Annotated in this window: 19 protein-coding genes; 9 read left to right on the forward strand and 10 right to left on the reverse strand. The window is 71.9% G+C overall.

The window, feature by feature from the left end; genetic code table 11:
* Nucleotides 1-164: 164 nt before the first annotated feature.
* Nucleotides 165-845, reverse strand: coding sequence for a response regulator transcription factor (locus AB0F10_RS28140; RefSeq protein ID WP_360631360.1), 681 nt, complete (start codon nt 843-845; stop codon nt 165-167).
* Between the two features lie 207 nt (nt 846-1,052).
* Between AB0F10_RS28140 and AB0F10_RS28145 the strand changes: the two genes are divergently transcribed.
* Complete coding sequence (locus tag AB0F10_RS28145; protein ID WP_360631363.1) at nt 1,053-2,336, forward strand: erythromycin esterase family protein; 1,284 nt, start codon at nt 1,053-1,055, stop codon at nt 2,334-2,336.
* On the opposite strand, the gene AB0F10_RS28150 is transcribed toward AB0F10_RS28145, so the two are convergent.
* The gene (locus tag AB0F10_RS28150) at nt 2,310-3,383 is read right to left on the reverse strand and encodes a GGDEF domain-containing protein (protein WP_360631366.1); all 1,074 of its coding nucleotides are present in this window, start codon (nt 3,381-3,383) and stop codon (nt 2,310-2,312) included. The two genes, AB0F10_RS28145 and AB0F10_RS28150, sit on opposite strands and share 27 nt — an antisense overlap.
* A gap of 143 nt (nt 3,384-3,526) precedes the next feature.
* Here AB0F10_RS28150 and AB0F10_RS28155 point away from each other — a divergent pair, with 143 nt between their 5' ends.
* The gene (locus AB0F10_RS28155; protein WP_360631369.1) at nt 3,527-5,797 is read left to right on the forward strand and encodes a bifunctional diguanylate cyclase/phosphodiesterase; all 2,271 of its coding nucleotides are present in this window, start codon (nt 3,527-3,529) and stop codon (nt 5,795-5,797) included.
* Here AB0F10_RS28155 and AB0F10_RS28160 read toward each other — a convergent pair.
* Complete coding sequence (locus AB0F10_RS28160) at nt 5,794-6,090, reverse strand: hypothetical protein (protein WP_360631372.1); 297 nt, start codon at nt 6,088-6,090, stop codon at nt 5,794-5,796. The two genes, AB0F10_RS28155 and AB0F10_RS28160, sit on opposite strands and share 4 nt — an antisense overlap.
* A gap of 200 nt (nt 6,091-6,290) precedes the next feature.
* On the opposite strand from AB0F10_RS28160, the gene AB0F10_RS28165 reads away from it, so the two are divergent.
* Both AB0F10_RS28165 and AB0F10_RS28170 read left to right on the forward strand, forming a co-directional pair.
* Nucleotides 6,291-7,205, forward strand: a complete 915-nt coding sequence (locus AB0F10_RS28165; RefSeq protein WP_360631375.1) for a hypothetical protein — start codon at nt 6,291-6,293, stop codon at nt 7,203-7,205.
* A gap of 120 nt (nt 7,206-7,325) precedes the next feature.
* Nucleotides 7,326-10,271 (forward strand): family 16 glycoside hydrolase, encoded by a 2,946-nt coding sequence (locus AB0F10_RS28170; RefSeq protein WP_360631378.1) that lies wholly within the window; start codon nt 7,326-7,328, stop codon nt 10,269-10,271.
* Nucleotides 10,272-10,322: 51 nt separating this feature from the next.
* On the opposite strand, the gene AB0F10_RS28175 is transcribed toward AB0F10_RS28170, so the two are convergent.
* The 3 genes from AB0F10_RS28175 to AB0F10_RS28185 form a co-directional block, all read right to left on the reverse strand.
* Nucleotides 10,323-11,159 (reverse strand): ThuA domain-containing protein, encoded by an 837-nt coding sequence (locus AB0F10_RS28175; RefSeq protein ID WP_360631381.1) that lies wholly within the window; start codon nt 11,157-11,159, stop codon nt 10,323-10,325.
* 98 nt (nt 11,160-11,257) lie between these two features.
* Nucleotides 11,258-12,157 carry a permease prefix domain 1-containing protein gene (locus tag AB0F10_RS28180; protein ID WP_360631384.1) on the reverse strand — a complete coding sequence of 300 codons (900 nt, stop codon included), beginning with the start codon at nt 12,155-12,157 and terminating at the stop codon, nt 11,258-11,260.
* The gene (locus AB0F10_RS28185; protein WP_360631387.1) at nt 12,154-12,567 is read right to left on the reverse strand and encodes a PadR family transcriptional regulator; all 414 of its coding nucleotides are present in this window, start codon (nt 12,565-12,567) and stop codon (nt 12,154-12,156) included. Before AB0F10_RS28185 ends, AB0F10_RS28180 begins: the two co-directional genes overlap by 4 nt.
* 91 nt (nt 12,568-12,658) lie before the next feature.
* Between AB0F10_RS28185 and AB0F10_RS28190 the strand changes: the two genes are divergently transcribed.
* Nucleotides 12,659-13,237, forward strand: coding sequence for a DUF998 domain-containing protein (locus AB0F10_RS28190; RefSeq protein ID WP_360631390.1), 579 nt, complete (start codon nt 12,659-12,661; stop codon nt 13,235-13,237).
* Between the two features lie 158 nt (nt 13,238-13,395).
* Here the strand turns inward: AB0F10_RS28190 and AB0F10_RS28195 are convergent, their stop codons facing one another.
* Nucleotides 13,396-14,376, reverse strand: a complete 981-nt coding sequence (locus AB0F10_RS28195) for an aldo/keto reductase (protein ID WP_360631393.1) — start codon at nt 14,374-14,376, stop codon at nt 13,396-13,398.
* Nucleotides 14,377-14,455: 79 nt separating this feature from the next.
* Between AB0F10_RS28195 and AB0F10_RS28200 the strand changes: the two genes are divergently transcribed.
* Nucleotides 14,456-15,331, forward strand: coding sequence for a LysR family transcriptional regulator (locus tag AB0F10_RS28200; RefSeq protein WP_360631396.1), 876 nt, complete (start codon nt 14,456-14,458; stop codon nt 15,329-15,331).
* Between the two features lie 8 nt (nt 15,332-15,339).
* On the opposite strand, the gene AB0F10_RS28205 is transcribed toward AB0F10_RS28200, so the two are convergent.
* Nucleotides 15,340-15,645: a hypothetical protein gene (locus tag AB0F10_RS28205; RefSeq protein WP_360631399.1), complete on the reverse strand. Its 306-nt coding sequence runs from the start codon at nt 15,643-15,645 to the stop codon at nt 15,340-15,342.
* 538 nt (nt 15,646-16,183) lie between these two features.
* On the opposite strand from AB0F10_RS28205, the gene AB0F10_RS28210 reads away from it, so the two are divergent.
* Nucleotides 16,184-17,293 carry a hypothetical protein gene (locus AB0F10_RS28210; RefSeq protein WP_360631402.1) on the forward strand — a complete coding sequence of 370 codons (1,110 nt, stop codon included), beginning with the start codon at nt 16,184-16,186 and terminating at the stop codon, nt 17,291-17,293.
* Here the strand turns inward: AB0F10_RS28210 and AB0F10_RS28215 are convergent.
* Nucleotides 17,199-18,269 (reverse strand): pectin acetylesterase-family hydrolase, encoded by a 1,071-nt coding sequence (locus AB0F10_RS28215; protein ID WP_360631405.1) that lies wholly within the window; start codon nt 18,267-18,269, stop codon nt 17,199-17,201. The genes AB0F10_RS28210 and AB0F10_RS28215 overlap by 95 nt on opposite strands.
* A gap of 114 nt (nt 18,270-18,383) precedes the next feature.
* Here AB0F10_RS28215 and AB0F10_RS28220 point away from each other — a divergent pair, with 114 nt between their 5' ends.
* The gene (locus tag AB0F10_RS28220) at nt 18,384-19,691 is read left to right on the forward strand and encodes a histidine kinase (protein ID WP_360631408.1); all 1,308 of its coding nucleotides are present in this window, start codon (nt 18,384-18,386) and stop codon (nt 19,689-19,691) included.
* Nucleotides 19,688-20,350, forward strand: coding sequence for a response regulator transcription factor (locus tag AB0F10_RS28225; RefSeq protein ID WP_360631411.1), 663 nt, complete (start codon nt 19,688-19,690; stop codon nt 20,348-20,350). The genes AB0F10_RS28220 and AB0F10_RS28225 overlap by 4 nt, the downstream gene beginning before the upstream one ends.
* A gap of 15 nt (nt 20,351-20,365) precedes the next feature.
* On the opposite strand, the gene AB0F10_RS28230 is transcribed toward AB0F10_RS28225, so the two are convergent.
* Nucleotides 20,366-21,355, reverse strand: a complete 990-nt coding sequence (locus AB0F10_RS28230; RefSeq protein WP_360631414.1) for an aldo/keto reductase — start codon at nt 21,353-21,355, stop codon at nt 20,366-20,368.
* Nucleotides 21,356-21,472: the final 117 nt, after the last annotated feature.

Raw genomic sequence — 21,472 nt, forward strand, 5'->3', positions numbered from 1 at the left:
CCCACGAACAGCGTAAAAACGAACCACCAGCAGTTCGTGGGCACCCCCGGCCCCACCCGTCCACCGCAAGCAAAATGCCACCCACAGCCAGAAGCCCAACCACCTACGAAAGCGTCGACAACACCGACCCCAAGCGCGCTGAGGAGCCAGGCAGGAAAGCTGCGCTACCAACGCCGGCTCCCGGCCAGATCCGCCGGGCGGCCGTGAGGCATGCCGCGCAGCACCGCGGCCGCTTCGCCACGGCGCCGCACGCTGAGCTTCTCGAGCAGGTTGTGCACGTGGTTCTTGACCGTGCGTACCTCGATGAAGAGCAGCTTGGCGATCTCCTTGTTGGACATGCCCCGGTCGATCAGGCCGAGGATCTCCCGCTCCCGGGCGGTGAGCCGGCCGATGCCGTTCGGCGGCCCGGCGTCCCGGCCGCGGCCCATCCGCCGCATCAGGGCCGCGGCGACCGGCGGCGGGCAGGAGATCTCGCCGCGCCCGACCGTCGCCAGCACGCTGAACAGGGCCTCGTCCGGCTCGTGCCGCAGCACGTACCCGGTGACGCCGGCCTCGGCGCAGGCGACCGCCTCGTCCTCGTCCGTGGTGACGCCGAGCGCGATCACCCGGGAGCCGGCGCCGGCCGCCGCCCGGCAGATCTCCAGGCTGCCGGGCGTGGTCAGGCTGACGAGTACCACTGCGAAGCCCTCGGCGGACAGCAGGCCGGCCGCGTCCTCGGCGTCGGCCGCGCCGGTGGCCGCGCTGACGTTCGGCTGCGCCCGGAGCCGGGTGATCAGATGATCGCGGAGGATCCGGAGATCGTTGACGACCAGGACCCGCAGGGAGCCCTCCCGCGAGAGTGTCATGAGCGGATTCACTGGCCCTACCTCGACGATTCAGGCGATGGGATAGAGAGGATGCGGGCATCGTGAAACGGCACCGGATCGGTGGGGGGATCGAACTGGCGGACGGCCCACGCGGCCCTTCCGTACCGAGGCGACGGTAACGATCGATGTTGACCTGCCGCTGAAGCGGCGCTGAAACAGCCCGCGGCGCGACGGTATGTTGGCCCGATGAATTTCTCCCGGTACGTCGCCGAGCACGAGGTTTCGCTGGAAACGATCGATCCGGCCGCGCCGTTCGACGACCTCGAGCCGCTCGCCGAGCGTCTCGCTGCGGCCCGGGTGATCGCCATCGGGGAGAACGCCCATCTCGTACGCGAGTTCTACCTGCTGAGGCACCGCCTGCAGCGGTTCCTGGCGGAGCGGCTGGGTTTCACCGTGTACGCGATGGAGTCCGGCTTCAGCGAGGGTCTCGCCGTCGACGCGTGGGTGCGGGGCGAGCGGCCCGTGGAGGATCTGCGGGCGGTGGCCGACGACGGCATCACCTACACCATGGGCCGGTGCGGGGAGATGCGCGATCACCTGACCTGGATGCGATCGGCGGCCCCACCGGTGCGGTTCTTCGGATTGGACGTGCCGGGTTCGACCGCGTCGACGCTGCCGGCGCTCGAAGGGGTACGGCGCTATCTGCACGACGTGGACCCGGACGCCGAGGCGGTGCTGAGCCGGTTGGAGGCGCTGGCCGGCAAGTTCTCCGGCGAGCATTCGCTGCCTGCGTACGCGGCATATCACGGCCTCGATGCGGCCGAGCGGGATCACCTCACCGCGACCTACGCGGAGCTGGCGACCCGGTTCGACGCCCTGGAGCCGGAGTATCGGGCCGCCGCCGGAGCCGAGGCCTACGGGGTCGCCCGGCACGAGTTGCGCCTCGCGGTGCTGCTCGATCAGGCGATGCGCGGCTACGCGGCGCAGATGGCGGGCGACGGCGAGCCACCGGCGGTGCATCCGAGGGTCGCCGCCCGCGACCGCGGCATGGCCGAGTCGGTCTTCTGGCTGCTCGACCGCTTCGGCCCGGACGCCAAGATCATTGTGGCGGCGCACAACAGCCACATCCAGCGCACCCCGGTGCAGACGCCGATGTTCGCGCTGTCGGCGGCCGGGCATCACCTGGCGGCCCGGCTGGGTCCGGCGTACGCGGCGGTGGGGGTGACCTGCACCGGCGGGCGGACGGTGACGCACCGCGCGGACGCCGCGGCCCCGGGCGGGGTGGCCATCCACGGCACCGACCTCGCGGCGCCGGAGCAGGGCAGCATCGAGGCGGCGCTGGCGGGGCGGCTGAGCGTGGTGGATCTGCGCCCGGCGCGGGCCGGGGGTGTCAGCGGTGGCCCGGACCGCATCCGGATCCTCGACCGCTACCAGCAGGCGCCGGTCGTCGACGCCTACGATCTCGTGATCAACGTGCCGGAGGTCAGCCCGGCCGGTCAGGTGTCAGACGAGGGCCTCGGCCGCGGGTGACGCCGCGGGGACCCTGGAGATCTTGTCGCGGTACATGGCGGCGTCCGCCTCCGCGGTCAGCGCCGCCAGGCCGGTCGCGGCGCCGGCGGGACGGTAGGCGGCGCCGATGCTGACGCCGACCGCGACCTCCTGCCCGTCGAGCGCCATCGGCCGCTCGATGGCGGTGCGCAGCCGGAGGCCGAGCTCGGCGGCCACGGCCGGGCCGGTGTCCGGCAGGAGCACGACGAACTCGTCGCCGCCGAGGCGGCCGACCAGGTCGCCGGCGCGCAGGCCGGCGCTCAGCCGGTGGCCGGCCTCGCTCAGCAGGAGGTCGCCCGCCGCGTGGCCGAGGGTGTCGTTGACCTGCTTGAAGCCGTTCAGGTCGAGCAGCAGCACGGTCATCTCCCGGCCCGCCTGAGCGTCGGCGTACTCGGCGATCCGGGCCCGGTTCGGCAGGCCGGTGAGGCCGTCGTGGGTGGCCTGATGCTGCAGGATCTTGCGGATGGCGTCCAGCTCCTTGACCTGGCGGGCGAAGGCGGACGACTGTGTGCCGCTGAGCAGCGCGACGAACAGGTGGATGGCGACCGCGAACGGCAGGTCCTCCCCGCGTACGGCGTGGTCGCCGAGGGCGATCACCGTGACGGCGAACACGCCGGAGGTGGCGGCCCAGGCGATCAGGGCGCCGCGCAGCTGGTGCCGCAGGGCGCCCGCGACGATCGGGATGATCAGGCCGGGCCAGGTGGTTATGCCGTCGTACACCTGGAACCAGACGACGATGCCGCCCATGACGAAGACATCGCAGGCGACCTGGCCGGCGCTCAGCGCGGCGTAGCGCGGGCCGTCCGGGCGCCGGAAGTTGATCAGCGCGAAGACGTTGCCGATCGCCATCACGAGCACGCCGATCAGGCACACCGTGAGCTGCGACAGGTCGGTGCCGGGAGACGGGATGCCCAGCCAGCCGGCGAGGAACAGCGCCGTGGCGAGCAGGCCGCCGCCGCGCGAAAGGAAGGTAGCCCCCTCGATGGTGCGTCGTTTCCGCAGCAGAGAGGGTTCGGTCCGGGCACTCATATGGTCTCGGATCGGCCGGGGCGACCGGATCATGAGGTTGCGCCGGGGCCGGGCGGTGTGGCGCCGGTCGCGGTGACGCGGATGACTCCGTATTGCAGGGCGACGGCAACGAGACTGCACCCGAGGGCCCGTAACCATTAGGGGTGACCAGTCCCCGCCAGGCACGATCAGCCGCCGCTCCCGCCGTCGGGTACCGCTGGTACCTCGGTATCAGCGGTCCCGTCCTGATCGCCGGGTCACTGGTCGGCCCGCAGGTGCGTCCCTGGGTGTACATGGCGGTGACGGCCTCGGTGGTGGTCGCCTTCGTGGTCGGCGTGCGCCGGCATCGGCCGGCGTGGGCGGCACCGTGGTGGCTGCTGGTCGCGGCGGTGGGCACGTCGACGCTCGCCAACCTCGGGTGGGCGTTGTCGCTCACCCCGGCGGGTGTGCCGCGGTTCCCGTCCGTCGGTGACTTCTTCTATGCGGCGACGCTGATCCTGCTGGCGCTGAGCGTCTACTGGTGGGTGCGTCCCGGGCAGCGCCGTGGCGGCGCGGTGGAGGCGGGCATCATGGCGCTCGGGGGTGGCGCGTTCTCCTGGGCCCTGGTGATAGAGCCGATGCTGTTCGACGGCCGGTTCAGCGGCCTGCGGCTGGGCAGCTACCTGCTGTACGCCGGCATCGACGTGGTCATCTTCGTGCTCACGGTCCGCGTCGTCGTCGTGTCCCGGGTCCGCACGACCGCCTACCGGCTGATGGTCGCCTCGGCCATCCTGCTGGTCCTCACCGACACCGTGAACTTCGCGGCCCTGCTGAACGGCACGACCTTCGACACGCTGACCGCGACCGGCTGGCTGGGCGCCTACCTGCTCATCGGCGGTGCGGCGCTGCATCCCACGATGGCGCGCAGCACCGGCATCGTCACCCGGAATCCGTCGCAGGCGTCGCGAAGACGAATGCTTGTCTACGTGTCCCTGATCATCGCCATCGGCGGGCTGACCGTCACCAGCCTGGTCGCCGACCTCGGACCGCACTCGCCGCGGACGATCGTGCTGGAACTGCTCGGCTGTGCGATGTCGATCCTGCTGATCGTTCGCCTGTCGCAGCTCGCCTCGCTGCTGAACCGCCGGGCCCTGCTCGACGGCCTCACCGGGCTCGGCAACCGGGCGCTGCTGCAGGACCGCCTCGACGCCACCAGCCACCAGGACGAGGTGCTCCTGCTGGTCGACCTCGACGGCTTCCGCGATTTCAACGACAGCTTCGGCCACCAGGCCGGCGACGCGGTACTGCTCGAGGTGGCCCGGCGGCTGCGTACCGTCCTGCCCGACAACGCCACCGCGGTGCGCATCAGCGGCGACGAGTTCGCCGTGCTCACCGCCGCCGGCGACGGCCTCGACGGCACGGCCATCGCCCAGCGCCTCCTCGACAGCCTGCACGACCCGTACCTGCTGCCGGGCATCCCGTCCCGGCGGCTCGCGGTGAGCATCGGCGTGGTACCCGTACCGGCGAACACCTCGCGCACGCACGCCCTGCGCGACGCCGATCTGGCGCTTCGCAGCGCCCGGCACCACGGCGGGGAGCAGTACGCCGTCTACGACGCGGCCCTGCACGCCGAGCGGCTGGTCAACACCAAGCTGGTGGCCGACATGCACCACGCCCTCGACGCCGGCGAGTTCAGCGTGCACTATCAGCCGATCGTCGAGCTGGCCACCGGCGAGATCGTCGCCGCCGAGGCGTTGCTGCGCTGGACCCGCCCCGACGGCACCTCCATCTCGCCGGCGCAGTTCATCCCGCTCGCCGAGCAGAGCGGGGCCATCACGGCCATCGGCGGCTGGGTCATGTCCCAGGTGTGCGCCGACCTGTCCACCCTGCACCGCGAGCACGGGCTCTCGGTGACCGTGAACGTCTCTGCGCATCAGCTGCGCGACCCGCGGTTCGCGCAGACCGTCCTCGACCTGCTGCGGCACCACGGCGTGCCGGGCTCGGCGCTGATCGTGGAGATCACCGAGACGGTGCTCATCACGTCCGTGGTCGACGCCGCCACCGCCACCGAACAGCTGCAGACCCTGCGCGATCACCAGGTCCGGATCGCCATCGACGACTTCGGCACCGGCTATTCGTCGCTGGCCTACCTGCGCCAGCTTCCCGTCGACATCCTCAAGATGGACGGCTCCTTCACCGCGCAGCAGGTCGAGCAGAGCACCGAGCGGGACCTCGCCTTCATCAGCACGATCCTGGAGCTGAGCCGCATCCTGGGGCTGCGCACGATCGCCGAGGCGGTGGAGACCGCCGCACAGTCCGACCGGCTGAACGCGCTCGGCTGCGACCAGGCGCAGGGCTACCACTTCGCCCGGCCGGCGCCGCTCGCGGTGCTGCATGAGCTGCTCCGCAAGCGCGCCGTCGGCGCCGAGCTCGTCACCCCGCAGGCGGCGGGCTAACCGGGCACGGACCGCTTCACCTCGAGGTTGCGGAAGCGCGGCGCGCCGGAACACAGCGCCGCCATCTGCCGGGCGAACGCGCCGGTCTCGGGCAGCTCGCTGTTGGCCATGGCCGCCTCGTACGAGGGAAACTCCACGATGGTCACGAAGGACCCCGGGTTGTCCCGGTCCTGCGTGACGGTGAGCCGGAATCCCTTCGGCGCCTCGCCCATCTGGGCAATCTGGGCGTCACCGAGCGCCCACATCTCATCCGGCCGGTCGGTCTCGTACTCGATGATCTGGATAAAGCTCATCCAAGCCTCCCGGATGTCCGAATTGTGGCTCGAAATTACCAGTCCTCCCGGCCTGGGACCCCGCCCGAGACCCCGATGAACCCGATCGAATGACGCCGTCACCGTGGTGACTTCCCGCTCAAGATCATTGATACTGTCCCCCGCCGGGAAGCCACCGGCGGGTGGCACGCATCATTTTTCAACGGCCGGAGACGCGAGCCATGGCGCAGGACGACGCACCCGACCCGTTCGCGGACCTCGCGGACTGGGCCAAGGAGACCGAGCGCAAGGTGCGGGCCGAGCGCCGGCGCGGCGGGCTGCTGCGGAAGGTGCCGATGGTCATCGTGGGCGCCGGTGCGCTGCTGGCGACGGCCCTCGTCGTTCCGCAGGTCTGGCCGTCGGCGTCCGGCGACGGCCCGAGCGCCCCCGCGGACGTCACCGCGACCACGTCGCGGAGCGCCGCGGTGACCGGCCCGTTCGCCGGCACGCCCGCCGCGGGCTATCCGCTGGGCGCGGCCGGCATCACCCTGCCGAAGGCAACCGCGGTCGAGGGTTTCACCGCGACGCAGGTGAGCGCTGCCCTGGGCAAGGTCCGCCGGGCGCTGATCGCCAGCCGGCTGGACGACGAGATGCTCACCGGCCACAACCCGGCCGGGCTGCTGGACCTGCTCGCGCCGAACGCGCGGGCCCGCATCGTCAAGTCGTTCGAGGCCAGGACCGCCGGCGCTTTCGCCACCTGGATCGATCCGGCCGTCCAGCTCGATCCCCGCGAGCAGCCGCGGGTCAGCGGCCGGATCACGTACGCCTCGACGGTCGTCGACGGCATGCGGACGCTGCGGGTCACCACGAACTTCGTCTTCGTGTACGCCTTCACCGGCGCCGGGCACCCCCTCGCGGCCGCGCACGACGAGCTCCAGTGGGAGTTCCCGTCCACCAGGAACCTGCGCGCCGGCGACCGCGGCATGTGGATGGGCGACGCGACGTCGTACACGGCGCTGGTCGACTGCGACGCGGCGAGCAGGGGGCTGCTGGCGCCGACCGTTCACCCGGCCGAGCCGGAGCCGGACGAGACCGAGGACCCGAAGGAACTGCTCCGGGCCGACCACGACCTGGACATCCAGGACGACTGCGCCTGACCGAACTTTCGTGTCCTAAGTCGAAAGTTTGAATAATTTCATAGAAAGTCATGGACGTTTCGGGGTGACTTCGATCAAGATATTCAGAATCATGAATTTCACTGGTCACCAGGAGCGCCCATGAAACGTGCGGTAGCGGCCGCCTTGCTCATCGGAACATTCATCGCGGCGCCGGCGCAGGCCGCCGACCCGCCCCAGGAGCCGGGGATCACCCTCCGCACGTACGACATCGGGTTGCCGATGAACCGGGTCTGCGAGCTCAAGCCCGGACAGACGCCCAACGTGGACAAGCTGATGTCCACGGTGGACTGGTCGACGGACGAGCAGTTCGGCCTGTCGGACAACTTCGTCACGCACGCGCTGGCCAACCTCACCGCGCCGGCCGCGGGCGCGTACACGTTCCGGCTCACCAGCGACGACGGTTCGAAGCTGTGGATCGGCGACAAGCTGGTGATCGACCACGACGGGCCGCACGGCGCCGAGCCCAAGGACGGCACGATCGACCTGCCCGCGGGGGTGCACCCGCTGCGCATCGAGCACTTCGAGCGCGACGGCGGCCAGCGGCTGACGCTCGCCTGGCGCCCGCCGGGCGCGAGCGACTTCGCGGTGGTGCCGGCGGGCGCGCTCAGCACCGACGCCGGGGTGGTCCGGGTGACCGCGCCCGGGCGCAAGGAGTGCATCGCCGGCACCGACACGCCCGGCGACGGGCTGCCGCTCACCGCCGTGCATCCCGGTTACGACCTCACCGACCTGCGGCCGCCGGGCTTCGAGCCGCAGGTCACCGGCATCGCCTGGCGGCCCGACGGCAAGATGCTGCTCTGCACGTGGGGCGGCTCGGACACCGTCGCCGGCGAGGTCTACCTGGTCGACGGCGTCACCGGAAGGACCGGGCCGGGCAGCGTCACCTACCGCAGGCTCGCCGGGAACCTCAAGGAGCCGATGGGCATCGCCGTCGTCGACGGCATGGTGTACGTGTCACAGAAGCACGAGCTCACCGAGCTCAGCGACACGAACGGCGACGAGGTGCTGGACGCCCGGCGCACCGTGGCCACCTGGCCGTTCGGCGGCAACTTCCACGAATTCGCGTTCGGCCTGCTCTACCGGGGCGGGAACTTCTACCTCAACCTGTCGGTCTCGATCAACCTGGGCGGGGAGACCACCGACCCGCAGCCGGTCGGCGGCCGCGGCACCAGCATCGTGGTCAACCGGCGCACCGGGAAGGTGACCACGGTCGCGGGCGGCCTGCGCACCCCGAACGGCATCGGCTGGGGCCCCGGCGGCGACCTGTACGTCACCGACAACCAGGGCGGGTGGCTTCCGGCCTCCAAGCTGATCAAGATCCAGCGGGGCGCCTTCTACCAGCACTACACCAACCCGGACGGCCCCTTCGACGCCGAGCCGGTCACCCGCCCGGTGCTGTGGCTGCCGCAGAACGAGATCGCCAACTCGCCCAGCACCCCGGTGCTGCTGAGGTCGGGACCGTACCGCGGGCAGTTCCTCATCGGCGACGTCACCTACGGCGGGCTTCAGCGCGCGTACCTGGAGACGGTGCACGGACAGGAGCAGGGCGCGGTGTTCCGGCACACCCAGGGCCTGGAGGCCGGCGTCAACGAGGTGTCGATCGGCCCGGACGGCGCGATCTACCTCGGCGGGCTCGGCGCCGACGGCAACTGGGGCCAGGAGGGCAAGCTCCGGTACGGCCTGCAGAAGCTCACCCCGAACGGCACCGACGTCTTCGACATGAAGACCATGCGGGCCACCGCCACCGGGTTCAAGATCGAATACACCAAGCCGCTCTCCGACGCGACCATCGCGAGGCTGCCCACCGCGTACGCGGTGGAGCAGTGGCGCTACGTGGCCACTCCGCAGTACGGCGGCCCGAAGGTGGACCAGGAGACGCTGCGGGTGACCGCGGCCAAGGTCTCCGCCGACCGCCGCACCGCCACGCTGACCGTCGCCGGGCTGCGCCGCGACCACGTGGTGCACCTGCGCTCGCCGCGCCCGTTCAGCGCCCGGGACGGCGAGACACTGTGGAGCACCGAGGCCTGGTACACGCTGAACGAGGTCCCCGGACCCCGGGCGCAGCAGGTCCACTACGAGGCCGAGGAGGGCAACCGGGAGGGCGGCGCCGCCCTGGCCACCGACCACCGCGGCTACTCCGGCGTCGGTTTCGTCGCCGGCTTCGGCGCGCTGAACGCCGCCACCACCACGCACGTGACGGTGGACAAGGCCGGGGACTACGCGGTCGGGCTGCGCTACTCCAACGGCCCCAACCCGTTCAGCGGCACCAAGACCGTGAGCGTCCACGTCAACGGGCGCAAGGTCCGGCAGGTCGCGCTGCCGTCGACGGTCAGCTGGGACGAGTGGGCGACGGCCACCGAGACGCTGACGCTGCGCAAGGGCGTGAACGCGATCCAGTACCGGGTCGACGCCCTCGACACCGGGCACGTCAACCTCGACCTGGTCAGCGTTCGCCGTCCCGGGCAGCGGATCGCGCTGTTCGACGGGCACGGGCTGGACGACTGGCAGCACACCGACGGGCGGCGCCCGCAGTGGCCGGTCGTCGAGGGCGGCGCGATCGAGGTGTGCTGCGGTGACCTGCGCACCAAGGAGGCCTTCGGTGACTACCGGCTGCACGCCGAATTCAAGGTGCCGCTGCTGCCTCCCGACGTGACCGGGCAGAACCGCGGCAACAGCGGCATCTATCAGCAGGAAAGATACGAAATTCAAATTCTCGACTCGTACGGGGACACCACGCTCGACACCAACGAGGCCGGCGCGATCTACCTGGTCAAGGCCCCGGACGTGAACGCGTCCACCGCGCCGGAGACGTGGCAGAGCTACGACATCACGTTCCACGCGGCCCGCTACGACGAGACCGGCAACAAGACCGCCAACGCCCGCGTCACCCTGGTCTGGAACGGCCGGAAGGTGCACGACGAGGTGGAGATACCGGCCGGCACCGGCGGCAACATCCCCGAGTGCCCGGCCACCGGCGCCATCCGCCTGCAGGACCACGGCAACAAGGTCCAGTACCGCAACGTCTGGATCGAACCGCTCACCTAGCGGCCCGGCCGGCAGCGGGTGGCGAACCACCCGCTGCCAGTCAGGCGCAGCTCAGTCCTCGCGGCCGCAGTTGAACCGGGCCACGCCGGCCGCCATCCGGATGCCGCCGAGGAGATGAGCCAGCAGCAGCGGGTCGGAGTAGTACTCGGCCTTGTGCCCCATCGCGGTGTAGAAGGCGCGACCCCCGTCGTACGGCTGGCACCAGGAGATCGGGTGGTGCCGGCCCATCCCCGGCGAGCCGCCGGGGACGCTGTAGCCGCGCGGGTCGTAGGTCCGCTCGTCCACCTCGGCCAGGACCCGTACGGTGTCGCGCGGGTTGGTGCGGAAGTTGTACCACTCCTCCTCGCGCGACCAGCGGCGCGGCAACGGCCGGGTGGCGGCGGTGTCGTGGCCGAGCACCTTCACCGTGGCGACCTGGAACTGCGCGTTGACCGACCCCGGGTGGTCGCGGAAGTACGCACCGACCAGCCCGCCGTACCAGGACCAGTCGTATTCGGTGTCCGAGGCGGCGTGGATGCCGGCGTAACCGCCGCCGGCGCGGATGTAGCCCTCGAAGGCGGCCTGCTGCGCCTCGTTCAGCACGTCACCGGTGGTGCTCAGCCACACCACGACGTCGTAACGGGCGAGGTTCGCCGGAGTGAACGCCGCGGCGTCCTCGGTCGCGTCGACCCTGAAGTGGTGCTCGGCGCCGAGTTGCCGGATCGCGGCGACCCCGGCCGGGATCGAGTCGTGCCGGAACGCCGCGGTCTTCGAGAAGACCAGCGCGCTGAACCGGTAATGATGCCCGGAGCCTCCCGTGCCGGTGGTGGCCGCGGCGGCCGGCACCGCCGGGCCCGCGAGCCCCACCGATACCACCGCCGCCACCAGATACCTGACCATCCGCTTCATGAACCCTCCTCAGCGTTTGTGCGCTTCTATCGGGCCTCCGATCGAAGGGTATGACTTTCCGGCGGACCCGGGGAAGACGTCCGTCTGATCAGGATGATTCACGGCTGCGGCCGGAACTCCATCCGGGCCAGCATCAGCATCATCGCGGCCAGGCCGCCGACCAGGGCGAGCCAGGACCAGGCCCAGCCGGCGGTCAGGGTCAGCGCCACGAACGCCGAGAGCGCGACCAGCCAGATGACCACGGTGTAGAGCCCGAACCTCGCGGCCGCCGCCGGATCCTTGGTGAAGCGGTCGCCGACCTCGGCGTGTGACGCACCGAGCCGGACCACCCACGCCTTGTGCCGGTTGGTCTGTGTGCCGCCCAGGTAGGCGAGCAGCGCGATGCCGGCCAGGGCGACGATCACGCCGGCGATCAGCCACGGCAGGTCGGAGCTGCGCAGCCACAGCCAGGCCGCGCCGAGCCCGGTGAGAACCAGCGCCGTGCCGGCACCGTAGCCGGCGGCCCGGCCGGCCGGCATGGGGTGGTTGCCGGTGGTCTCCTGGCGCAGCGCGTCGGCGGTGCCGGCGCCGGCCGCCAGCGCGAGGACGACGACGGCGACCAGCTGAACGCCGTACGCGATTGTGACGACCGTCGCGGCGAGGACCAGCACGGCGAGCGCGGCGGCCGCGACCACGGCGAGCCCGATCGTGCGCAACAGGTATGCCGGCCGGGGCCGGACCTGGTGCCGCGCCCACGCGGACGCCTCGGTCTCCGGTGCCGGGCCGGTCAGGTCCAGCGCGCCGCGCAGGTCGCCCAGTTCGTCGATGGCGCGGCGGGCGGCGACGTCGGGGTCCACACCGGACGCCTCGAGCTCGGCGACCCGGGCGATCAGGTTGGCGCGGATCTCCTCCTTGAGGTCCTGGCGCTCGGTGCTCATCTCGACGCCCGCGAACACCTCGTCGAGCAGGCGGTGGAGGTGCGGGGCGGGCCCGGTCGAGGAGTTGTCGGAGGTGCTCACTGTGACTGCCTTTCGGAGGCTGCGGCGCCGGAGCCGTCGGAACGGTCCAGGTCGAGCAGGACGTCGATGATGTCGCGGGTGACCGTCCAGGTCGCCACGTTGCGGCGATAGACGGCCAGGCCCGCATCGGTGATCCGGTAGTACTTGCGGCGCCCGCCCTGCGTCTCGTCGCCCCAGTAGGCCTCGATGAGGCCGTCCTTGGCGAGACGCCGGTATGTCGCGTAGAGCGTCGCCTCTTTGATCTCGTGGCGGCCGTCGGTGGCGTCACGGATCCGTTTGAAGATCTCGAAGCCGTAGCTGTCGTCGTGGCGCAGGAAGCCCAGCACGATCGTGTCGGTATGCCCGCGCAGCAGGTCGGCCGCGAAGACATCCGTGTTCGCGGCTGGAGGGTCGGACAAGTTCTCACTCACGACGACTACTGTATCAGATCAAGTACCTGTCGCCATTGAGATGTTCGGCCGGCTCAGCCGGCTCACAGGTGCCGGCGGCTAGCTTGCCCGGATGGTGGCCCCACGAAGACTGTTACTGGGCGGCGCGGCCGGCGCGGTCTCGTTCGTCGTCGTCTTCCTCGTCAACGACGCGATCAAGCCCGGCTACGAACCGATGCGCGACTTCGTCAGCGAGGCGGCGATCGGCCGGGGCGGGTGGGTGCAGATCGCCAACTTCCTGGTCACCGGCGTCCTGCTGATGGCCTCCGCCGTCGCGCTGTCACGAACCGCCGGCGCCTGGACCGGCCGCCTGGTGGGATTCGTCGGCGCGGGCCTGGCCGCCGCGGGCGTGTTCGTCTCCGACGCCGTGCCGCACGACCACGCGACCTGGCACGGCATCGCGCACAACGTGGTGTCGGTCTTCGTCTTCGGGTCGCTGACGCTGGCGTGCTTCACCGCCGCGCGGTGGCGGCCGACGCCGGGCTGGCGCCGCTACTGCAGGAGCACCGGCGTCGCCGTGCCGGTCCTCTTCGTGGCCGCCGGAGCGGTCGCGGACACGAGCGGCCTGTGGCAACGCCTGACGATCGTGGTGGGCTGGTCGTGGCTGGCCGTCCTCGAGCTACGGGCCAGGCGAGCCGCACGCCCCGAATAGCGCCGGCCCTGGTCTCAGCGGTCCCGCTCGGACAGGTCCGGGGCGACCCCCGGCGCAGACGATGCGGAAGCGGACCGGCTCGATCGCGCTGCGCGTGACGGGCGGCGGCCGGGTCACCGGCGTCCGGCCCGCTACCCGGTCCGGGTCGTCCCGGCCCGCTACCTGGTCCGGGTCGTCCCATGCGCGGCGAACGACCGGCGGTCGCCCTGCCAGGCCTGGCGGGGCGCCACCGCCTCCAGCGCGGCCAGGTCGTCGCCGGACAGGTGGACCCCGGCGGCCGCCGCGTTCTCCGCGATCCGGCCCCGGCTGCGCGTACCCGGGATCGGGACGACGTCCGGACCCTGCGCCAGCAGCCAGGCCAGGGCCAGCTGTCCCGCGGTGACCCGATGCCGGCCGGCCAGCTCGGCCAGGGCCCGCACCAGGGCCAGGTTCCGGGTGAGGTTCTCGTCCGCGAACCGCGGGTCCTCGCCGCGGAAGTCCCCCGCCGGAAACGGTCCGGGCGGAAGCGCCCCGGTCAGCAGGCCCCGCCCGAGCGGGCTGTACGGGACCAGGCCGACGCCGAGGCGCCGGGCGGCGGGCACGACATCGTCCTCCGGCTCGCGCCACGACAGCGACCACTCGAACTGCACCGCGGCGATGGGGTGCACCGCGGCGGCCCGCTCGAGCTGATCCGGATTGACCTCGGCGAGCCCGAGGTGGCGTACCTTGCCGGCGGCCACCAGCTCGGCCATCGCGCCGACGGTCTCGGCCACGGGCACCTCGGGGTCGACGCGGTGCAGGTAGTAGAGGTCGATCGTGTCGACGCCGAGCCGCTCGAGGGAGGCCTCGCAGTAGCCGCGCACGTGGTCCGGCCGGCCGTCGAGCCGCACGCCACCGGCGTCGCGGACGATGCCGAACTTCGTCGCCAGCACGATGTCGTCGCGGCGGCCGGCGAGGGCCCGCCCGACGAGGCGCTCGTTGTGTCCCCCGCCGTAGCTCATCGCGGAGTCGATCATGGTGATGCCGAGGTCGAGCGCGTCGTGGATCACGGCGGTCGACTCGGCGTCGTCGGCCGGCCCGTACGCCTGCGAGAAGCCCATGCAGCCGAGACCGAGCGCCGAGCTGACCAGGCCGGTGGTGCCGAGGTGCCGTGGTGTCATGCCATCGAGCCTGCAACCGGCCCTTTGATAAGTCCAAGATGGAGTTGCGCTGGAACTCATCGCGACACACGATGAATGGGTGGAGCTGCGCCAGCTGACCTACTTCGAGGCCGTGGCCCGCTACGGCGGGTTCACCCGGGCGGCCGAGCGGTTGCACGTCGCCCAGTCGGCCGTGTCCGCGCAGATCAAGGGGCTGGAAAGGGAGCTGGGCACGCCGCTGTTCGCGCGTACCACCCGGCGGGTGAGCCTCACCGAGGCGGGCGAGTTGTTCCTGCACCGGGTGCGCCGCGCCCTCGACGAGCTCGACGGCGCCCGCGGCGACCTCGCCGACCTGGCGGCGGTGCTCGGCGGGCGGGTGGTCATCGGGGCCACGGCCGTGGTGGGCTCGTTCGACCTGCCGGGCGCGCTCGCCCGCTTCCACGCCCGCTACCCGGGCGTCGCGCTCAGCCTGCGCTCGGGGCTGATCGCCGGGCTGCTCGCCGACCTGGACTCCGCCGAGATCGACCTGGTGGTGGGCCCGGTGCACCACGATCTGCCGTCGCACTTCTCCGCGCACCGCATCGTGGACGAGGAGATGAAGCTGATCCTGCCGCCCGGGCACCGGCTGACGCGCGCCGATCCGGTGCGGTTCGCCGACCTTGGTACGGAATCGTTCGTCTGCCTGAGCGCCGCCAGCGGCCTGCGGGCGATCCTGGACGACGCCGCGACCCGGGCCGGGTTCCAGGCCCGGGTGCCGTTCGAGGCGCACAGCCCGGCCAGCGTCCGCGAACTGGTCGGCGCGGGCCTCGGCGTGGCGCTGCTGGCGCGTTCGGCCGCGGTGGCGCCGGGCCCGGCCGTCGCGGTGCGGTCGCTGCGACCGGCGCCCCTGCACCCGCCGATCGGCCTGATCCATCATCGCGACCGCCGGCTCAGTGCGGCCGCGCGGGCCTGCCGGCGCCACCTCATCGCGCTATGACAGCCGGCTCACGCGGGGTCGCCCGTGCTGATGCTCACCCAGAGGGACCAGGAACTGCATTTGGTGTTCGGTGCGGTCCCGCCGTTTCGGGTGCACGACCGGAGTTTGACCCGGCCGGTCTCATTCATGTCGTAGTAGCAGGTGACGGTCCAACCTTCGCCCTGGCCGTTCTGACACTCGCCCGAGCGGCCGTAGTCGGTCTGCCACCCGGTCACCGAGCGCAGCCCGTCCGCGTGCATATCCCTCGCGGTGATGTCGTCACCGTTGGCGATGAAGCAGCCTTCGGTCACCCAGTAGAAGGGGGCTTCGTGCACAATTTCCCTGCAGTATTCGCCAATGGCGGCGGAGGCCGAAGCCGTCGGCAGGGCGCCGGCGACCTACGCGGCGGCGCCGATCTCCGAAGCGCAGCGGGCGACGAGTTTCACGATGTTCTCCCATCGGATTGACCGGGAGGGCGCCGCGCCCACACCCACATCCGCCCGGTGTTGACGTTTCGCCTGGTCGATGAATTCCGGTTCGGACGCTGGTTGTCGATCCAGCGATACGCCCCCGATCTACCGGCACGAGTGTTGAGCATTACCATGATGCGATTCCGCAAGTCGTTTCTCCATTTCGCAGGACCGGCGCGGTTGGTGCGGACGATCCTTACAGTCCAGAATGGACACCGTCCAGCATTGGCAGTTCTTTGTGATTCTCTGCATGGTTGACAACCGGGCGCCCCGGCAGGCCCGTCCGCGCGCGACGCCGCACGCCACAGATCTTGAGAGGACGCTGAGCGGCCTTCAGGGTTTTCACAGCGGGCGCCGCGCAGTATCCGATGTGCCAACCGTGCCGTCGCTGCGGGGAGTCGACATGCAGGATCTTTCCGTTCGTCATCAAGCCATTGCTCCGGGCGACCGGGCGGCGCGGCGCGGGCGGTGGGCCGCGGCGTGCCTGGCGTTCGTCGCCGGCGAGGCGGCGCTGCGCCTGTACTGGATCGCGGGCGGCCGGTGGGGATACACCGCCTGCGACCGGACCGACCTGGTCGATCCGTCGGGCGGCTGCGGCGCGGACCGGGTCGACGTGGTGCCGCTCTGGCAGGGAGTGGGCGCGGTAGGCGCCCTCGCCGCCGTGGCCGTGCTGATCGCCTACGCGCTCTGGTCTCCCCGCCGGGCGGCGGCCTGCTGCTGGACCGTGGCGACGCTGCTGCTGATCGCCGCGTTCCCCCTGCATCTGCTCTTCGAGATTCCGGCGGGTCTCGCGGGGGACGTCACGGACTGGCGCGACATCGGCGCCCGGCTCGCGCTGGTGGCCGGCGCCGCCGCCTTCGGCGGGCTCGCGAACGCCTGCGGTCCACCGCGCGGGCCCGCGGCCACCGAATATCAGCCGGTGTCGCGGTCGACCCGCCGCTGGGGGTACGCGGCCGCCGCCCTGCCGGTGATCGGCTGGGCGGTGCCGCACGGATTGTGGCTGCTCGGCGTCCCGTTCGGCATCTCCGCCCAGGAACTGGAGGAGGGCCGCCAGGGCCTCTCGACGCCCGCCGGCGTCGCGATCACCGTCGTGCCGCCGCTGGCGGGCCTGCTCGTGCTCGGGCTGGTCCAGCGGTGGGGGCAACGGTTCCCGCGGTGGATGCCCTGGCTGCGCGGCCGGGCCGTTCCCCGGATGCTGGCCGCGGTCCCGGCCGGCGTCGTGGCGATCACCCTGGTCGCCTACGGCCTGCTGAGCGCCGCGGTGTTCACCGGGCAGCTGCTCTCCGGCGACCTCAGCGGCGCGGACCTGCGGGACGGCTGGGCGGTCGTCGGCACCCTGCTGGTGTTCGTCGGCTGGGGCGTGGCGCTGGGCGTCACCACCGCCGGCTATCTCCGGGCCACCAGGTCACCGTCAGGGCCTAGGGACCGCACCGGTCGCAGTGAACGTCCGCCGGCGGATGGCCGGTGGTCAGCGCACGGATCCAGTCGACCAGCCGGACCCGCTTCACCCTGATGTCGTAGAACCGGTCCGGCTCGAAGATCTGGTGGTCGGCGCCGGGCGCGGTGTAGCTGTGCAGGCGCGCCCCGGCGGCCTCGATCGCCGCCTCGTTGCCGTCGATCTCGGCGAGGAGGTCCGGCGGGTTCCCGTGCAACCACCGGGTCAGCTCCGAGGTCGCGTGCGGGTCGTAGGCGAAGTCGAAACGGGCCAGCACGATTGCGGGATCGTGCCGGGCGGCCCGCGCCCAGAACCGGGGTACGCCCCAGTCGCGAGCGGTGAGCCCGTCGACCGCCCAGCCGGGCATCGCGTCGTAGGCGCCCCACCGCGCATCGAGGACGGTGGCGTTGAAATCGGGGTTGTCCGGCCAGGCGCCGGACTGCGCGCCGAACACGGTGACCTTGGCGCCGGGCAGCCGGTCGGCGACGAGGCCGCCGTAGATGGGTGCGGCGACCGAGCCGGCGGTCTTGCCGACGACGACGACCTGTTCGGCGCGGGGATAGTGCTCGGCGAGGTAGGCCAGCGCCGCCGTGCCGTTGACGTAGCCGCGGTGCTCGACGGTCAGCCCCGGCGAGTACGTGTGTGAGGCGTTGCCCAGATGCGCGTCGCCGGTGCAGGAGCTCACGTAGAGGAACGAGTAGCCGGCGAACGGATTGTCGGCCCGGGTGGTGTCGAACATGCCGCTGCGGTTCTCCGGCTCAACGGCAGAGTTGCTCCAGTCGTAGAAGTCGTTCTCGCCGTGTTCGCCGGTGAAGGCACACATCCTGGGGTCCCAGCACACGCCGCCGCCGTTCAGGAAGAACACGACCTTGGCCGGATCGGCCCGCCGCTCCCAGAAGAAGAACCGGCTGCCGTCGGCGCAGTGGCAGTCGCCCGTCGCCGCGACCCGGTTCCACACCATCTCCCCGCGGGCGCCGCTCCGGTGGACGCCGTAGCCGGCCAGCACGAGGGCCAGGACGGCCAGCGGGATGAGGGCGCGGCGGATGTTCGTCATGGGTCACAGGCTGCGCGGTGCGGGAACGGCCGCACACCCACCTGTGGTCATGTGCCGGAACCTGACTTTCGACGGGTTCCGGGCGGTCGCGACGGGGCCTAGGGTTCGCCTGAAATGAGGATTCACCTTGCGGCCCTGCGGGGCGCCCTGCGCGGATCGAGCCTCCAGGATGCCGGCCTCGCCGCGCTCCTGCTGGCCGGCACCTGGGCGGTGCACGGCGCCGACGCCTCCTGGCTGCGGCAGCCGCCGGCCCGGTGTGCCCTGATCGCGGTCTGCGTCGCCGCCGTCACGGTGCGCCGCCGGTGGCCGATCCCGGCGCTCGCCGCGGCGTGGCTGGCCGCGATGGCGCAGATGGCGCTGGCGGCGGGGCCGGTCCCCACCGACCTGGCCGTTCCGATCATCCTCTACACGGTCGCCGTCCGGCGCCGGCGCGAGGTGTCGCTCGCGCTGCTCGGTGCCGCCCTGGTCGCGGCGATGTCCTGGTCGGTGTACGTGGCCCTCGACGGCCGGGCCGACGGCTGGCTCTACGACGGGCGGCCCTTCGGCGCCGGCGGAGCGGAACGCCGGCCGGGGGCCGCCGGCCCGCCTCCGGGCGCGGCGCCCGAGGGACCGCGGCAGGGCGGCCGGACAACCACGACGCCCGGGCCGACGGACTGGGGCGGGCTCCCCGTCCTCGGCTCCCTGCTGGTCGTCGCCTGGGCGATCGGGTGGGGTGTCCGCAGCCGCCGCGCCTACCTCGACGAACTCAGGGCCAGGGCACTGGACCTGGAGCGCGAGCGCGACCAGCGGGCCGCGCTGGCGGTGGCCGCCGAGCGGGCCCGGCTCGCCCGCGAGCTGCACGACGTGGTCGCGCACGGCCTGGCCGTCATCGTGATGCAGGCGCAGGGCGGCGCCGCGGCGTTCGCCAAGCGGCCCGCCGACACCCTCGCCGCGCTGGACACCATCGTGGCGACCGGCCGCGCCTCGCTCGCCGACATCCGCCACGTGCTGTCCGCGGACGGGCAGGCCGACGGCCCCGCCCGCCCGGTGCCGGGCCTGGCTCAGCTACCCCGCCTGATCGATCGGGTACGGCAGGCGGGCACCCCGGTCCAGCTGCGCATCGACGGGTCGCCGCGGCCGCTGCCCACCGGCGTGGACGGCTGCGCGTACCGGATCGTTCAGGAGGCATTGACCAACACCATGAAGCATGCCGGGCCGGGAGCCCGGGCCCGGGTAGCGGTGCGCTACGGCGGCGACGAGCTCGGCATCGATGCCGGCGACGACGGCGCCGGTGGCTCGCCGGCCGGCGGGACCGGTAACGGGCTGCGGGGCATGCGGGAGCGCGCGGCGCTGCTGGGCGGCGAGGTGACCGCGGGCCCGGCGCCGGACGGCGGATATCTCGTGCGGGCCCGCATCCCGCTCGGGCCGGGAGAGGCCGCATGATCCGGGTGCTGCTGGTCGACGACCAGGTCCTGCTCCGCGCCGGCCTGCGGATGATCCTCGAGAACGCCGAGGACATGGAGGTCGTCGCGGAGGCCGACGACGGCGCCGCGGCCACCGTCCTCGCGGCGGAGGCGACGCCCGATGTCATCCTGATGGACATCCGGATGCCCGAGGTCGACGGCCTGGAGGCCACCCGCCGCATCCGCGCGGCGCTGCCGGACGGGCCCCGCATCCTGATTCTCACCACGTTCGACCTCGACGAGTACGTGTACTCAGCGCTGCGGGCCGGTGCCAGCGGATTCCTGCTCAAGGACACCCTCGCCGCCGACCTGCTGTCCGCGATCCGGGTGGTGGCGCGGGGCGACGCCATCGTCGCGCCGCCGGTCACCCGGCGGCTGATCGAACGCCACATCGGCAGGGCCGGCGACCCGCTGCCCCGCACCGAGGCCGAGCTCGGCGTGCTCACCGAGCGTGAACGCGAGGTGCTCGCCCTCATCGCCCGCGGCCTGTCCAACGCCGAGATCGCCGGCCGCCTCTTCCTTACCGAGGGGACCGTGAAGGGCCACGTCAGCCGCATCCTGGCAAAGCTCGGCCTGCGCGACCGGGTGCAGGCCGTGATCTTCTCCTACGAGTGCGGCCTGGTCCGGGCCGGCGCGTGATCGACGGCGCCCCGATCAGCGGTCGATCATCCGCTGCAGGTGTGCCGGGTACCGATCGCCCTGAACCTGGATCTTCTGCGCCGCCGCGTCGATCTCGGCGAGGTCGTCGGCGCTGAGGCGCAGGTCGGCGGCGCGGAGGTTCTCGGTGAGCCGCTGCGGGGTGCGGGTGCCGGGAATCGGGACGATCCAGGGCCGCTGGGCGAGCAGCCAGGCGAGGGCTATCTGGGCGGCGGTGGCGTCCTTGCGGGCGGCGACCTCGCCGAGCAGATCGACAAGCGCCTGGTTCGCCTGCCGCGCCTCGGTGCTGAAGCGCGGGATACTGCTGCGGATGTCCGTGCCGGTGAAGGCGGTGTTCTGATCGATCTTGCCGGTGAGGAAGCCCTTGCCGAGCGGGCTGAACGGCACGAAGCCGATGCCCAGCTCCTCCAGGGTCGGCAGGATCTCGGCCTCGGGCTCGCGCCACCACAGCGAGTACTCGCTCTGCAGCGCGGTCACGGGCTGCACGGCGTGCGCCCGCCGGATGGTCGCCACGCCGGCCTCGGACAGGCCGAAGTGCTTCACCTTGCCGGCGGCGATGAGCTCCTTGACGGCGCCGGCGACGTCCTCGATGGGCACGTTCGGGTCGACGCGGTGCTGATAGAACAGGTCGATGGTGTCGGTGCCGAGGCGGCGCAGGCAGTCGTCGGCGACCTGCCTGATGTGTTCGGGGCGGCTGTCCAACCCGGTCTGCCGGCCGTCGGCGTCGAACGCGAAGCCGAACTTGGTGGCGATGGCGACCCGGTCGCGGAGCGGGCGCAGCGCCTCGCCGACAAGTTCCTCGTTGACGAATGGGCCGTACACCTCGGCGGTGTCGAAGAAGGTGACGCCCTGGTCGACGGCCCCGCGGACGAGCGAGATCATCTGTTGCCGGTCGCCCGGGTTCGGGCCGTAACTCTGGCTCATGCCCATGCAGCCGAACCCGAGCGCCGAGACCTGCAGGCCGGTGCCGAGTGTGCGGGAGTCCATCGTCGTGCCCCTGTCCTGTTCGGTGGCCAGCTGCCGTGGATGATCTTGGCGCGGTTGCCCACGGCTTCGACCGTACGTCCCTTGACCGGCCGGTGGAATGCCCTGCTGGTACACCCC

It is taken from the genome of Actinoplanes sp. NPDC026623 (genome assembly GCF_040638275.1).
Classification (GTDB): domain Bacteria; phylum Actinomycetota; class Actinomycetes; order Mycobacteriales; family Micromonosporaceae; genus Actinoplanes.